We start from the raw sequence: 13,098 nt of genomic DNA, 5'->3' as shown, positions 1-13,098 counted from the left end.
CCTGGTTGGTCATCTTCGGATGATCAGCCGGGCCTGACCTCTTTTTCGCGTACCCGGAGGACGGGTGCTGGGCACTCCGTTGTGGTGGGTGGTGGTGGGACCGGCGCCCCGGGGCGCACGGAAGTGAGCAGGGATCCGGCGAAGTGGCGGCTTCGCGCGCTGTGTGCTCAGTTTCGTGCGGTTCATGCGGGTCCCGGTCAGTTTGGGGGTGGAAGGACCGGCACGGGGAAGACCGTTACCCCAGCCGGTTGTCCGAGACCCAGCGGGAGAGCTGCTGACGGTTCGTCTGCTGGGTTTTCCGCAATACGTGGGAGACATGCGTCTCGACCGTCTTCACCGAGATGAAGAGCCGTTCCGCCATCTCCCGGTAGGTGTAACCGCGGGCCAGCAGCCGCATGACCTCGACCTCGCGTGGGGTGAGGTCGTCGATCAGTGGGGACCCGGCGTCCTCGTCATGGTTGTCGCCGGACGTTGTGCCGGCACCGTGACCGGGAGTTCCGGTACCTGCCGAGGCTCCACCGGCGGCAAAGGCATCCAGTACATAGCCTGCGAGCCTGGGGGAGAGGACGGCGTCCCCGTCACCCACCCGGCGCACCGCTTCCGCCAGTTCGGCGATGTCGATGTTCTTGGCCACGTACCCACGTGCTCCACCGCGGATGAGCGCGATGACGTCCACCGGGTCGTCCGAGACACTCAGCCCCAGGAATCGGGGCCGCTCGGGTGAATCCTTCAAGGACGAAGACGAGTCGCACTGTCGTCGCTGCGACGCCGAGGTGCGCCCCAGCCCCGCGCAGACGCCAGAGAGGACGCGTCCCTCCCGGACCCGGTACAGTTCGGGCGCCGGGGGAGCCTGTCGTTCAGGCACACTGGTGGTGGTCATGGACTCCAGAGTGCCTGAACGACAGACAACAAGACGGAGAGCTTCGAGACCCCAGGTCCGCCGGATGTGGACGACCCGGCCGGTCCGGCTTCCCCGCTCCCAGTCCCCGAACACCTGGTTCTTCGGTGTGTGTGAGGGCATCGCCGTCCGCTACCAGGTCTCCCCGGTCCTGGTCCGCCTCGTGGTGGGTCTCAGCGTCACCCTCGGTGGCCGGGGGCTGTGGTTCTACCTGGTGGCCCTGCTGGTCATGCCGCGCTACCGGCGTCCCGCTGTCGCCGGTGGAGGTGCTGCTGAAGAACGAGCGGGACCCGCGCTAGACCCCTGACCGTGAGGTCGGTACGCGCACCCTCATCGTCGGCATCATCCTGCTGGTCCTCGGAGGTACCGGTCGCGGCGGTGTCACGCTCGGCGGCGTCGTCGGCGGCGTGGTGGTCACCGCGGTGGCATGGTGGCTGCTGCACCAGCGACTTCCCGTTCCACCCGCAAGGCTCACCACCCCGGTCACCACTGAGCAGGACGCCACCTACCGAGGCGTCGACCTGGGCACGCTGACTCCGGCGGAGGGGTTCACCCCGCCGCGCACCACCCCGCCGTCCTGGGATCCGCTGGGTACCGCCCCCTTCGCCTGGGACCTGCCCGTGCCGCCGGAGCCCACCCCCCGACCCGTCCGCGTCGCAGCGCCTGGCGTCGACTCGGCTGCGTGGTGCTCGGCGTGGTGCTGGCGCTGGTGCTGGCGTTTGTCGCCCTGGTCGCCGCACTCGGGTTCGGGGCCGGCAACGTCAAGAACGAGGACACGGACACCATGAGTTCGCGACGGTTCACCGGGTCGACGGTCACGGTGGAGTCCCTCGAGCGGGACCACACGGTGAAGGCCCTGCTCGCCGACGTCGACGTCGATCTGCGGAACCTGGACTTCCCGACCGACAGGAAGGACGCGCGGGTCATCATCGACAGCCGCCTGAGCGGTGTCGATGTCCTGGTGCCGACTGAGGCGGACGGCCCGTCCTACCTGCTGCAGGTGGACTGCTCCGAGGTTGCGGCCAGTGACGGGGATTGTGAGCAGCTCGACGGTACCGTCATCCCCTCCGGCAGGGACAAGGACGACAGTTCAGACCCCGAGCACACGCTGACCGTCGAGGTACAGTCCAGGATGTCCGAGGTCAGGATGCGGCAGCATCAGACCGACTGACCCGTTCCAGCTGCCTGCGCATCCGCTCGAGGAGCGTGGTCAGCTGGTCCACGGCGACGTCGGGATGCTCGGGGTGCCACTGGACACCGGTCAGCGGGGCGTCCTCGTGCAGGACCGCCTCAACCACCCCGTCGCCGGCGCGGGCAACGACGGTGAGGCCGGCACCGAGCTCCCCGACGGCCTGGTGGTGGGTGCAACGCACGGGGGACGCCAGGTCGAGGCCGTCGGCGTCGGTCCCGGGGACCGGCGCCACCGTGGTGGTGACGAAGGGGTCGGCGCCGGGGTCCCGGTGCAGGCAGTCCGGCGGGAGGTGCTGGACCAGCGTGCCGCCGAAGGCGACGTTGATCAGCTGCAGTCCGCGGCAGATGCCGAGTAGCGGGGCGCGACGGGCCACGGCGTCCCGGATGACGGCGATTTCGGCGATGTCGGCGGCAGGACGGTGCAGGCCGGCGTCCTCGTAGTCGGCGGTGGCTCCGTAGAGGGTGGGGGTGACATCCTCCCCGCCCATGACGATGAGCAGATCGGCGTCCCGGGCGGCGGCGAGGGCGGCATCGGCGCCGACCTCGCCGGAGGCGGTGAAGTGGACGCTCCAGCCCAGCGCGTCGACGGCGGCACGCACACCGTCATTGAGGACGCCGAGGAGGTCGTGGAATTCGGGTGCGTCTGGTCGGGAGGTCAGGGGGTGGAACACCTCGACAGTGGTCACGGAGGGGAGAGCTGTCACGGTCGGTGCTCCTTGCTGGATCAGTCGGCGGGTGCGCCGGTGGTGTCGGTCGGGTAGGCGGTGATCGCCAGGAAACGGATGGGCAGTTCGGTGAGCTCGGTGGGGCCGTGGACGCCTTCGCCGTCGAGGAGGAGGGCGTCGCCGGGCTGCATGCGGTAGTCGGTTTCCTGGTACCGGTAGGTCATGTCACCGTCGAGCATGTAGAGCAGTTCGGTGCCCGGGTGCTGGAAACGTGGGTAGGTCTCCGAACGGTTGTTGAGGGTGACGAGGACGGGTTCCAGGTGCGGACCGGAGGCGGAACCGCCGCGGCCCCGGAAGGAGCCGAGCAGTTCGTAGATGTGGTTGTGGCGGGTGCCGCGACCGTCGATGAGTGTTCCCTTGCCGGCCGGGGTGTAGGCGACCGGACGCTCCACCGAGGAGTCCTGGAAAAGCGTGGCGACCGGGACGTCCAGGGCGGCGGCGAGGTGAGCCACCGAGGTCAGGGAGCAGGAGGTCTGGGCGTTCTCGATCTTCGAGAGCATCGCCTTGGACAGGCCCGCCCGTTCCGAGAGTGCGGCGACCGACATGCCCCGGGAGGTGCGCAGGGCGCGTACCCGGTGGCCGAGGCCGACCTCGATGGAGTGGTCCTCGACCGGGGACTGCGGATCGTCGAGCTCGTGGTCCGGGATGCCAGGCTGGGGTGTCATGGCAATGATCGTAGCTGTAACCGCGGGAAACCACAGGGTAAGAAGGTCAGCGCATCTCGCCGGCACCGATGTAGGGGTGCAGGCTGCGGGTGAGGTCGCCCTCGGCGAAGCGGGACAGCCGGAAGTCAGAGGCCGGGATGTCCGGGTCGGAGGAGTCCCCGTCGAGCAGCAGGTCGGCGACGAACTCCGCGACGGCCGGGGCGATCTTGAAGCCGTGGCCGGAGAAGCCGACGGCGAGGAAGAGTCCGTCGATCCCGGAGGGGCCCATGATCGGGTTGTAGTCGGGGGTCGTGTCGTAGCAGCCGGCGTAGGTGCTGGTCAGTCCGGGGTTCGGCATGTCCGGCAGGCGGTGCATGAGCTTGCCGATGGTCCACTCGATGAAGTCGTCGTCGGCCTTGTTGGGGTAGTTGTCCGGGTCGGCCCAGTGGACGTCGTGGTGGTCGGAGTTGCCGCAGAGGATGTCGCCGTTGGGCTCGCCGGCGAGGTACTGCAGGCTGACGAGGTCGGAGAGTACCGGGACGTGGGGGAGCGGCTCGCCGGGGTCGACGAGCATGAGCTGGGCGCGCTGGGCGCGGACCGGGATGTCCAGGCCGATAGTCTCGCCCAGTTGGGCGGCCCAGGCACCGGTGGCGAGGATGACCTGGCCCGCACCGACGGTGGAGCCGTCGCCGAGGGTGACGCCGGTGACCCGGGCCCCGTCGGCCTCGGATTCACGGGTGAAGCCGGTGACGGTGGTGCCCTGACGGATCTTCGCGCCCTGCTGACGGGCGACGACGGAGAAGGCCATGCCGAGCATCGGGGCGTCGCCGCGTCCGCCGAGGGGCTCGTAGGCGATCTTCGCGAAGTCGTCGACGTGCAGGCCGGGCCAGAGCTCGCGGGCCTTGTCGCCGCCGATGAACTCGACATCCACGCCGAGGCCCTGTTGCATGGCGATGGTGGCCTCGAGGTTGCCGACGTTCTCCTCACCGACGGCGACCATGTAGCCGCAGTTACGGAAGCCGCAGTCGTCGCCGAGGATCTCGGGGGCGTCGTGGAAGAACTTCGTGCCCTTCCAGCCCATCTTCGCCACCGAGGGGGTGCCGTAGTGGGCGCGGACGACGCCGGAGGACTTGCCGGTCATGCCGCCGCAGAGCTGGTCGCGTTCGATGACGAGGACGCTCTTCTCGCCGCGGGAGGTCAGTCCCCAGGCGATCGCGAGGCCTTCGAGGCCGCCGCCGACGATGACGTAGTCGTAGGTGTCTGTGCTGGTGGTGGTGCTTCCGGTGCTCATGTGCTGTTGTCCTGTCTGTGGGTGAAGCGTATGCTGGACGAAGATTCTTGCTGTGAATCGGAGACAACTGAGATGAAACACTTTCCGTGTTTCCGGAATGTAACGACAGGAAGAACGCATGCTAATTGATGTGCCAGACACCGCCCTGACCACCTTCCGCGCCATGTGGGCGGAGCTCGACCGGATCGGGGTCCACCCCACCGGCACCCGCCGCTACTCCTGGACCGCGGAGGACGCCGCCCTGCGCAGGTGGTTCACCGCTCAGGCGTCCGCCCGCGGGATGGAGGTCCACGCCGACGCCAACGGCAATATCCGCGCCTGGTGGGGTGGGCGCCCTGCCGACGGGGATGCCGGGGTCGTCACCGGATCGCACCTCGACTCGGTCGCCGACGGCGGGAAGTGGGACGGTCCGCTCGGCGTCCTGCTCGGTTTCCTCGCCGTCGACGCCCTCGCCGCCGCCGAGGCGCGCGGGGAGTTCGTCCGTGCCCGGCCGGTCGGCGTCGTCGACTACATGGATGAGGAAGGCACCCGTTTCGGCGTGGCCTGCCTCGGTTCCAAGCTCATGTCCGGTGTGTTGGATCCGGAGAAGGCCCGCGCGCTCACCGATGCCGACGGGGTGAGTCTCGCCGAGGCGATGCGTGCCGCCGGAGCGGACCCGGACCGCATCGGCCGGGACGACGCCGAGATCACCCGCTCCGGGGCCCAGGTCGAGGTGCACATCGAGCAGGGGAAGCAGCTCGTCGGCCTGGAGGCGCCGGTCGGCGTGGCCTCGGCGATCTGGCCGCACGGTCGCTGGTCGTTCACCTTCGACGGTGTCGCCGACCATGCCGGCACCGCCCGTCTGTTCGACCGGAAGGACGCCGCCCTGCCCTTCGCGTCCACTGTTCTCGCCGCCCGGGCGGTCGCTGAGGAGCTGGACGCCCGCGCCACGTTCGGACGCTTCCATGTCGAGCCCGGCGGGCCGAACGTCGTTCCGGCACGGGTGGTGGCACTGCTCGATGCCCGCGCTGCGACCGATGAGGTGCTCGTCGAGATGGTCGACCGGATCGCGTCCGCCGCCCGTGAAGCGGGAGAGGGTCACGGGGTGGAGGTGACGGTGGCGAAGATCTCGCATGCCCCGGTCGTCGAGTTCGACGAGGAGTTGCGGGACCTGCACGGCAAGCTCGCCGCCGAGGCGGGGGAGTACCTGCCGGAGGTGCCGACCCAGGCCGGCCATGATTCCGGCATTCTCGCGCCGGTCATGCCGACCTCGATGCTCTTCGTCCGCTCGCCGCACGGCATCTCCCACTCTCCGCTGGAGGATGCCGCGGACGATGACGTCATCGCAGGTCTCCGCGCGCTGACGCGGTCGCTGGCCGCACTCGCCGGAAATGATTAACCGACGCGAAACAACTCGTTGACGGGACGGAAAAGCGCCCTCCGTAAGTTTCATATTATTCAACGTCCGCCACTCAAGGGAATCGCAAGGAGCGCCCGCACATGACTACCGCCATCACCGCAGACACGACCATCAACTTCCGCTACCTCAGCGAACCCGACATGATCGCCGCAGGTGTGCAGGACATCGCCCGCTGTGTCGACGTCATGGAGGAGACCCTCATCCTGCTCAACAAGGGCGACTACATGATGGCCGGTCTCAACCACAACTCCCACGGTGCGATGATCTCCTTCCCGGAGAAGCCCGAGTTCGAGGGCATGCCCGCCGACGGTCCGGACCGCCGCTTCATGGCGATGCCGGCCTACCTCGGCGGTCGCTTCAACAACACCGGTGTGAAGTGGTACGGCTCCAACGCTGAGAACAAGAAGGACGGCCTGCCGCGCTCCATCCACGTCTTCGTCCTCAACGACACCGTCACCGGTGCCCCGAAGGCGATCATGAGCGCCAACATCCTCTCCGCCGTGCGCACCGGTGCCGTCCCCGGCGTCGGTGTGAAGTACCTGTCCAACCCGGACTCCAAGATCCTCGCCGTCGTCGGCCCGGGCGTCATGGCCAAGACCAACACCGACGCCATCATCGCTCTGCGACCCGGCATCGAGACCATCAAGGTCAAGGGCCGGTCCCAGCGCGGCATCGACAACTTCGCCGCCTACATCAACGAGAAGTACCCGGACGTGACGGTCGTCGGCTGCGACTCCATCGAGGAAGCCGTGAAGGACGCGGACATCGTCATGGCGTCCACCACCACCGATGCCGCCGGCCCGTCCGCCTTCCCCTACTTCAAGGAGGAGTGGCTCAAGCCGGGCTGCCTCGTCGCCGCCCCGGCCGCCGCCCGCTTCGACGACGAGTTCCTCTCGGGCAACGCCCGCCTGGTGCTCGACGCCTACGGTCTTTACGAGGCCTGGGAGGAGGAGTACGGCGACCAGGCCTTCGTCCTGCTCGGCATCCCGGGCACCAAGTGGTACGACCTGGCCCGCGAGGGCAAGCTCGACAAGTCCAAGATCGAGGTCGTCGCCGATGTCGCCGAGGGCAAGGCCCCGGGCTGGGACCCCGAGACGGTGACGATCTACTCCGTCGGCGGCATGCCGGTCGAGGACGTCGCCTGGGCGACCGACCTCTACGCCACCGCCGAGGAGAAGAACATCGGCCAGGTGCTCAACCTGTGGGAGAAGCCTGAACTGGCGTAGATTGCCACCGTGTTTCGCGAGCCGCCCGGGGACGTCACCGTCCTTTAACCGGGCGGCTCACGCTGTGAAACGGGAGGTCATGACAATGAACTCATGACAGCGACCACAGCAGACACTGCCCCCGCACCACCGGCCACCAGCCTGCCGCGCTGGTCCGAGACACCCCCACCCGTCGACGACACCTCCAGCGAGCAGATGCTCGTCCTCGGCGACGGGGACGACGGCGCCGGAGACCACTGGCTCCGCGACCTCCGCGCCCGCGGCATCGAACCGCTCCAGGTCCGGGTCCGCGCACCACGGGTCACCACCCCTGCACTGCTGCGCCCCGGCACCGACCGCGGCCTCACCGGACTGCCCCAGCTGCGCCGCATGCTCGACACCGCCACCGTCGGTCTGCGCCTGCTGGTCACCGGCACCGAATGGCAGGTCCTCACCGTCATCGCCGCCGCCCTGGAGGCCGGGATGCTGCGCTCGGAGATCCGGGCCGTCGCCACCGCCCCGGGCATCTCCGGGGACGCCGTCCCGCTCATCGTCTTCTGTGCCCACTGCGAGGCCGAGACCCTGTCACCGGCGGCGACACCCGGCACCACGGTCCGTTGCGCCGGCTGCGCCCGACTGCTCGACATCCACCCGCACGTCAACAGTTCGCAGGCCCGGTATCTCGGCTCCGATGCGACGGCAGGGGCGCTCACATGACTGCCACTGTCCCCACCTCCCGCGTCAGCACCCTCGTCGTCACCGCCGTGGAACAGCCCACCGACCGGGTCCGCGTCCTCCACCTCGCCGCACCGGACGGCGGCGTCCTCCCCGGCTATTCCCCGGGTGCGAACCTGCAGATCAACGCCGGCGGGAAGTGGAACTCCTATTCCCTGACCGGCCTGGGGATCGCGCCCTCGGAGTACTCCGTCGGGGTGCTCGACCAGGGTGGCGGGTCCCGGTGGATCCACGGGAATCTCGCCGTCGGCAGCGAGGTCGAGGTCCGTGGCCCGGAGAACGCCTTCGCCCCCGACCTCAGCGGACGCCGGGTCTTCCTCGTCGCCGGCGGCATCGGCGTCACCCCGATCGTCGCCTACGCCCGCGCCGCCGTCTTCCACGGCTGGGACCTGGAGGTCGTCTACAGCCACTCCGCTCCGGAGGACGCCTTCGCCGCCGAACTCCGCGAACTCACCACCACCGCCGGAGGACGTTTCACCGAGGTCGGCCACCGCGACGAACTCACCGCCGTGCTCACCGACCGGCTCCAGCGCCAGCCGCTGGGTACCCGTGCCTACGCCTGCGGCCCCGAGGGGATGATCGAGCTCTACCGCAGCGTCGCCGCGAGTCAGGGCTGGCCTGATGAGCGGCTGCACTGGGAGCACTTCGGCGTCGCTGACCTGCCACCCGGCAGTGCCTTCGAGTACCGCGTCGCCGGGGACCCCGACGTGCGGACGCGCCGGGTGGAACCGGGGGTCAGCCTGCTCGACGCCCTGCTCGGGGAGGGGCGTCCCGCACCGTACCTGTGCCGTCAGGGCGTGTGCGGGCAGTGCCGGCTGGAGGTCGCCGCGTCCGCCGAGGACCTCGACCACCGCGACCATGTCCTCGACGACACCGAGCGCGAGGCCGGCGACTGCATTCTCACCTGTGTCTCCCGGGGAACCGGGAACGGAATCCTGGAGGTAACACTGCCGTGACCACGCAACAGACCACCCGACTCACCGACCGGCTCGCCGGCTTCCCCTGGCCCTTCAGCGACGGTGAACGCACCTTCCGCTACTCCGTCAACGTCGGCGAGGCACGCCTGCCCCAACCCACCGCCGCCGGCGAATGGGGACGCCACATCGTCGCCGTCGACGAGGACTATCCCGCACTGATCGCCGCGCGGGAGAATGTGCTGCGCGCCGATCCGGGTCGGCTCGCTGTCGCCGACCATATGGGGCCGGCGTGCTGGGACGTCATGCTCTGGCTCATGACGCAGCTCGCCGCCGACCATCCGGAGATCATGCACCTCGACCGGCTCGGCGTGGGTGTCGGGGCGGGGGAGTACCGCTGGCGCAACGACCTGCTCGACATCGACCGGACCTTCTCCGTCGGAGACGAGTCGTCCCTCGGCGAGAATCCGCTGCTGTTCATCGGACGCCAGGTCCCCGAGGATCTGCTGCTCGCCACCGAACGGGAGGGGCAGATCTTCCTCGACGCCGGCCTGGTGACCTTCGCCAACGACTGGTCGGTGAAGTTCGACGTCGGCATGAGCTTCGCTGAGATCCACGGGCCGATCCCGCGGTTCACCGGCGAGGGGATCACCTCCCGCGCGGAGAAGTTCATGATGATGATGACCGGGGAGCAGACCTTCCGCCGGGTGAACTGGACCTTCTCCGGGATCGGTTCGAAGCGGATGGACGCGTCCCTGGAGACCTACGACCGCTGGGGCTGGGAACCGGCCCGGATCGTGGCGGACAAGGACTGGGGCCGGGTCCAGCTGCGCATCGAGCTGGAGCACTTCGTCCGTCTGCCCGTCACCGGCGCACACCTGTTCAGTATCCGCACCTGCATGATCTCCCTGGCGGAGATCGCGACGGTCCCGGAATGGGCGGAGCAGCTCGCGGACATCGTCGAGGAACTGCCGGCGGACATCGCGACCTACAAGGGCTTCGTGGACTGGCGGGACGAGGCGATGGCGTGGCTCCGCGCCAGGGCCGCGGGTTGCACGAACTGATTCAACGTTTACCATCCGGAAACTGGCCGGAGACCGCGGGGTAAAAGTAGCGCCATAGGTTTCTTAGTGTTCAACCCAATCCACCAAGGAGAGATCCAATGTCTGAACCCACCGCCACCACCGTCGACCCGTTCCTCGTCACCAAGGGCTTCCACGAGACCCTGCCGCAGATGCCCGTCGAGGAGTACCCCGGCACCGAGGGCTTCATCGACGATGTCTACCGTGACCCCTCCGACTCCTCGCTGTGGTCCGGCTACTTCAAGCTGAACCACACCGACGCCCCGCTGGACTACCTCTACACCTACAACGAGATGAAGGTCGTCCTGCAGGGCACCTTCCGCCTCGAGAACGCGGACACCGGTCAGGTCGAGTACGCCGGCCCGACCGACGCCATCTTCTTCCCCAAGGGCTCCCGCATCCTCTTCTCCACCGAGGACCCCTTCGCCCTGGCGTTCTACGCCCGTTGCGAAGACCTGCCGGAATAGGAGACCACCACCGTGCCTGTCCAGATGTCGACGACGACCGTCCCGCGGTTCACCGCCACAGGTCCTGCGACCGATGTGCCGGAGCGTCCCGCCGACGCCCGCTTCCGCGACCACGAGGTCGAGGTTCCCGCCGGGGACTTCGACACCACCGCCGTGGAGCTCCGGGCGCTGTGTGCGGTGGCCGTCGTCGGGGACAGGGTGCATCTCACCGGCCCGGAGGAGGAACTGCTCCGGGCCGCGGCCCTGCTGCGGGAACTCGGCTTCGACGACGCCGAACTCACCCTCACCTGCACCACCCCGGGCAGCCCGTTCACGGACCCGGACCTGCGCCGCGTGACCTGCTGCCACTGCCACACGGTCTCGACGCACGCTGTCGCCGTCGGTGACGGGGTGGAGTGCCCGGACTGCGGACGCGGCATCGTCGTCTACCACCACTTCTCCCGCCGTACCGCCAGTTACCTCGCCTACCAGCCCGAGGAGGAGTCATGACACTCCCGATGACCGTCGCCGCCGTCGAACCGCTCACCGGGGACATCCGTCACGTCGTCTTCGTCGGAGACGGGCCGCTCCCGCCCTTCGACGCCGGCAGCCATATCGCCGTCCACTGGACCGGCGAGGACGGCACCACCGGCGCCAACGCCTACTCCCTGACCAATGACGGCGCAGGTCCCACCACCTACGAGATCTCGGTCCGTCGTGACCCCGGGGGTGCCGGCGGCTCGCAGTGGGTCCACCGGCTGTCCGTCGGTGACCGGGTCACCGTGACCCGTCCGCGCAGTCTCTTCCGCCGGGCGAACACCGCCACCCGCGAGGTTCTGGTCGCCGGCGGCATCGGCGTCACCCCGGTCCTGTCGCATGCCCGCGACGCCGCCCGGTGGGGACGCCCCGTCGACGTCATCTACTCCCACCGCCCCGATGCTGCCGCCCACGCCGAGGAACTGCGTGCGCTGTGCGACCGGCCCGGCTCCACCTTCACCGAGGTCGGCGGGCCGGAGCAGACACAGGCCGCACTCGACCGCGTCCTGTCGTCCAGTCCGATCGGTACCCACGCCTACATCTGCGGCCCCGGCCCGATGATCGAGGCCTTCCGGGCCCGCGCCGCCGACTACCGGTGGCCGGCGTCCCGGGTGCACTTCGAGGCCTTCGCCGCCCCGGAACTCGACGCCGGCGAGCCCTTCGACGTCATCGACACGGCGTCCGGTCGCAGTATCAACGTCCCCGCCGGCGTCAGCGCACTGAGCGCACTGGAGGACGCCGGCTACCGCGTCCCCAACATGTGCCGGCAGGGGGTGTGCGGCGAATGCCGCCTCTCCGTCACCGCCGGCGTCCCCGTCCACCGTGACACGGTCCTCACCGACGACGAGCGCTCCGCAGGTACCTCCTGGCTGCCGTGCGTCTCCCGTTGTGAGGGCGAGACCCTGGAGGTTGCACTGCCATGACCACCATCACCGACGGTGTCTACCGTCAGCCGCTGCCGGCGTCCCGCGAGGACGCCCTGTCCTCGCTCGCCGGCTTCCCCTTCCCCTTCCCGCACGAGACCTACCGTTACAGCGCCAATGTGGAGCCAGCCGAACAGGTCCGACGGTCCGCCGCAGGTCAGTGGGGTGAAACGGTCATCGACATCGACCGTCACTATACCGCTGAGCTGCGGGAGAAGGACCGCGTCCTCACCGTCGACCCGCAGCGCTATGTCGCGCTGCCGCGGATGATCTCCGCCGAATGGGACGCGCTGCTCGCGATCCTCAACGAACTGGCGACCGTCTACCCGGACCACTTCACCCTCTCGGGCACCGGCGATGACCGGCACTGGTCGAACCGGCTGTCCGACCCGCCGGTGGAGCAGGACTTCACCGTCGGAGACACCTCGACCCTGCCGTGTGCCCCGCTGGAGTTCGCCGGACGCCAGGTGCAGGAGGACATCGCCCTGCTCGCTGAACGCGACGGCATGCTGTGGGGTGACTCGATGGTCGTGACCTTCGCCGCGGACTGGTCGCCGGCTTTTGACGCGGGGATGAGTTTCCCGGAGATCCATGGCCCGGTACCGCGGGTGCACGAGGCCGGGATCGTCGAGCGGGCCCAGGAATTCATCATGGGCCTGCAACCCGGCCAACGGTTCCGGCGCACCAACTGGACGCTGACCATCGACGGTCGACTGGACACCGGCACCGAGTCCTACCCGGAGTGGGGCCCCGACCGGCTCAGCGTGGTCAACGGTCCGCTGACCGAGGTCGGCGACCGGGTCTTCCTGCGGGTCGAGGTCCAGCACCTCATACGGCTGCAGTGGTCGGGTGCGGTGATGTTCCTCATCCGTACCTACCTGGAGCCGCTGAGTGCGATCGCCCAGATCCCGGAATGGGCGCTGCGGGTGCGCGACGTGCTCGCCGAACTGCCCGAGGACATGGCCGAATACAAGGGTGTCGACCGCACTCGCTGGCCGGCGGTGGAGTGGTTGGAGACCTACGGGGCAGTGGACGCGGCGACGCGTCCCGACACCGGTAACTGATACTTAACTCTTGTCACCCACAGGAAACATCGGCTGCACTGTCC

15 protein-coding genes are annotated in these 13,098 nt (G+C 68.8%); 11 read left to right on the top strand and 4 right to left on the bottom strand.

All coding sequences use genetic code 11. The annotated features are described in order from the left end of the window. Nucleotides 1-235 precede the first annotated feature (235 nt). Nucleotides 236-880 (bottom strand): LuxR C-terminal-related transcriptional regulator, encoded by a 645-nt coding sequence (locus CVA01_RS13170; RefSeq protein ID WP_141331320.1) that lies wholly within the window; start codon nucleotides 878-880, stop codon nucleotides 236-238. A 64-nt stretch (nucleotides 881-944) separates the two neighbouring features. Here CVA01_RS13170 and CVA01_RS14985 point away from each other — a divergent pair, with 64 nt between their 5' ends. Beyond that, the gene (locus CVA01_RS14985) at nucleotides 945-1,205 is read left to right on the top strand and encodes a PspC domain-containing protein (protein ID WP_170209792.1); all 261 of its coding nucleotides are present in this window, start codon (nucleotides 945-947) and stop codon (nucleotides 1,203-1,205) included. Nucleotides 1,206-1,580: 375 nt separating this feature from the next. After that, entirely contained in the window at nucleotides 1,581-2,069 is a 489-nt protein-coding gene (locus tag CVA01_RS13155) for a hypothetical protein (protein WP_141331316.1), read from the top strand. Here CVA01_RS13155 and CVA01_RS13150 read toward each other — a convergent pair. Genes CVA01_RS13150 through CVA01_RS13140 form a run of 3 tightly spaced genes read right to left on the bottom strand, consistent with a single transcriptional unit; the run spans nucleotide 2,041 to nucleotide 4,749 of the window. Next, nucleotides 2,041-2,793, bottom strand: coding sequence for a gamma-glutamyl-gamma-aminobutyrate hydrolase family protein (locus tag CVA01_RS13150; RefSeq protein WP_141331314.1), 753 nt, complete (start codon nucleotides 2,791-2,793; stop codon nucleotides 2,041-2,043). The two genes, CVA01_RS13155 and CVA01_RS13150, sit on opposite strands and share 29 nt — an antisense overlap. Nucleotides 2,794-2,813: 20 nt before the next feature. After that, nucleotides 2,814-3,479, bottom strand: a complete 666-nt coding sequence (locus CVA01_RS13145; RefSeq protein ID WP_014009553.1) for a helix-turn-helix domain-containing protein — start codon at nucleotides 3,477-3,479, stop codon at nucleotides 2,814-2,816. A 46-nt stretch (nucleotides 3,480-3,525) separates the two neighbouring features. Then, nucleotides 3,526-4,749, bottom strand: a complete 1,224-nt coding sequence (locus CVA01_RS13140; RefSeq protein ID WP_041629896.1) for an NAD(P)/FAD-dependent oxidoreductase — start codon at nucleotides 4,747-4,749, stop codon at nucleotides 3,526-3,528. Between the two features lie 118 nt (nucleotides 4,750-4,867). Here CVA01_RS13140 and CVA01_RS13135 point away from each other — a divergent pair, with 118 nt between their 5' ends. The 9 genes from CVA01_RS13135 to CVA01_RS13095 all read left to right on the top strand — a co-directional run bounded on the left by CVA01_RS13135 (nucleotide 4,868) and on the right by CVA01_RS13095 (nucleotide 13,054). Beyond that, a complete protein-coding gene (locus CVA01_RS13135; protein WP_141331312.1) occupies nucleotides 4,868-6,127 on the top strand; it encodes an allantoate amidohydrolase in 1,260 nt (419 codons plus the stop codon). Between the two features lie 101 nt (nucleotides 6,128-6,228). Further along, complete coding sequence (locus CVA01_RS13130) at nucleotides 6,229-7,374, top strand: tyramine oxidase subunit B (RefSeq protein WP_014009556.1); 1,146 nt, start codon at nucleotides 6,229-6,231, stop codon at nucleotides 7,372-7,374. Between the two features lie 93 nt (nucleotides 7,375-7,467). After that, a complete protein-coding gene (locus tag CVA01_RS13125; protein ID WP_141331310.1) occupies nucleotides 7,468-8,070 on the top strand; it encodes a dimethylamine monooxygenase subunit DmmA family protein in 603 nt (200 codons plus the stop codon). Next, the gene (locus CVA01_RS13120) at nucleotides 8,067-9,044 is read left to right on the top strand and encodes a PDR/VanB family oxidoreductase (RefSeq protein ID WP_073884662.1); all 978 of its coding nucleotides are present in this window, start codon (nucleotides 8,067-8,069) and stop codon (nucleotides 9,042-9,044) included. The genes CVA01_RS13125 and CVA01_RS13120 overlap by 4 nt, the downstream gene beginning before the upstream one ends. Continuing rightward, the gene (locus CVA01_RS13115) at nucleotides 9,041-10,066 is read left to right on the top strand and encodes a heme-dependent oxidative N-demethylase family protein (protein WP_141331308.1); all 1,026 of its coding nucleotides are present in this window, start codon (nucleotides 9,041-9,043) and stop codon (nucleotides 10,064-10,066) included. Before CVA01_RS13120 ends, CVA01_RS13115 begins: the two co-directional genes overlap by 4 nt. Nucleotides 10,067-10,164: 98 nt before the next feature. After that, nucleotides 10,165-10,551: a EutQ-related cupin domain-containing protein gene (locus CVA01_RS13110; protein ID WP_014009560.1), complete on the top strand. Its 387-nt coding sequence runs from the start codon at nucleotides 10,165-10,167 to the stop codon at nucleotides 10,549-10,551. Nucleotides 10,552-10,563: 12 nt separating this feature from the next. Then, nucleotides 10,564-11,040, top strand: coding sequence for a dimethylamine monooxygenase subunit DmmA family protein (locus tag CVA01_RS13105; protein WP_141331306.1), 477 nt, complete (start codon nucleotides 10,564-10,566; stop codon nucleotides 11,038-11,040). Further along, the gene (locus CVA01_RS13100) at nucleotides 11,037-11,990 is read left to right on the top strand and encodes a PDR/VanB family oxidoreductase (protein WP_244938311.1); all 954 of its coding nucleotides are present in this window, start codon (nucleotides 11,037-11,039) and stop codon (nucleotides 11,988-11,990) included. Before CVA01_RS13105 ends, CVA01_RS13100 begins: the two co-directional genes overlap by 4 nt. After that, entirely contained in the window at nucleotides 11,987-13,054 is a 1,068-nt protein-coding gene (locus CVA01_RS13095) for a heme-dependent oxidative N-demethylase family protein (RefSeq protein WP_244938310.1), read from the top strand. Before CVA01_RS13100 ends, CVA01_RS13095 begins: the two co-directional genes overlap by 4 nt. Nucleotides 13,055-13,098: the final 44 nt, after the last annotated feature.

Source organism: Corynebacterium variabile, from assembly GCF_006539825.1.
Classification (GTDB): Bacteria; Actinomycetota; Actinomycetes; order Mycobacteriales; family Mycobacteriaceae; genus Corynebacterium; species Corynebacterium variabile.
Note: the sequence above shows the minus strand (reverse complement) of the source record. Positions and strands in the feature narration are given on the sequence as shown.

Excerpts from the sequence above, each read along its gene's own strand:
- CVA01_RS13170 (WP_141331320.1), bottom strand. The coding sequence starts at position 880 with ATGACCACCACCAGTGTGCCTGAACGACAGGCTCCCCCGGCGCCCGAA.
- CVA01_RS14985 (WP_170209792.1), top strand. The coding sequence starts at position 945 with ATGTGGACGACCCGGCCGGTCCGGCTTCCCCGCTCCCAGTCCCCGAAC.
- CVA01_RS13145 (WP_014009553.1), bottom strand. The coding sequence starts at position 3,479 with ATGACACCCCAGCCTGGCATCCCGGACCACGAGCTCGACGATCCGCAG.
- CVA01_RS13140 (WP_041629896.1), bottom strand. The coding sequence starts at position 4,749 with ATGAGCACCGGAAGCACCACCACCAGCACAGACACCTACGACTACGTC.
- CVA01_RS13135 (WP_141331312.1), top strand. The coding sequence starts at position 4,868 with ATGCTAATTGATGTGCCAGACACCGCCCTGACCACCTTCCGCGCCATG.
- CVA01_RS13130 (WP_014009556.1), top strand. The coding sequence starts at position 6,229 with ATGACTACCGCCATCACCGCAGACACGACCATCAACTTCCGCTACCTC.
- CVA01_RS13125 (WP_141331310.1), top strand. The coding sequence starts at position 7,468 with ATGACAGCGACCACAGCAGACACTGCCCCCGCACCACCGGCCACCAGC.
- CVA01_RS13120 (WP_073884662.1), top strand. The coding sequence starts at position 8,067 with ATGACTGCCACTGTCCCCACCTCCCGCGTCAGCACCCTCGTCGTCACC.
- CVA01_RS13110 (WP_014009560.1), top strand. The coding sequence starts at position 10,165 with ATGTCTGAACCCACCGCCACCACCGTCGACCCGTTCCTCGTCACCAAG.
- CVA01_RS13100 (WP_244938311.1), top strand. The coding sequence starts at position 11,037 with ATGACACTCCCGATGACCGTCGCCGCCGTCGAACCGCTCACCGGGGAC.
- CVA01_RS13095 (WP_244938310.1), top strand. The coding sequence starts at position 11,987 with ATGACCACCATCACCGACGGTGTCTACCGTCAGCCGCTGCCGGCGTCC.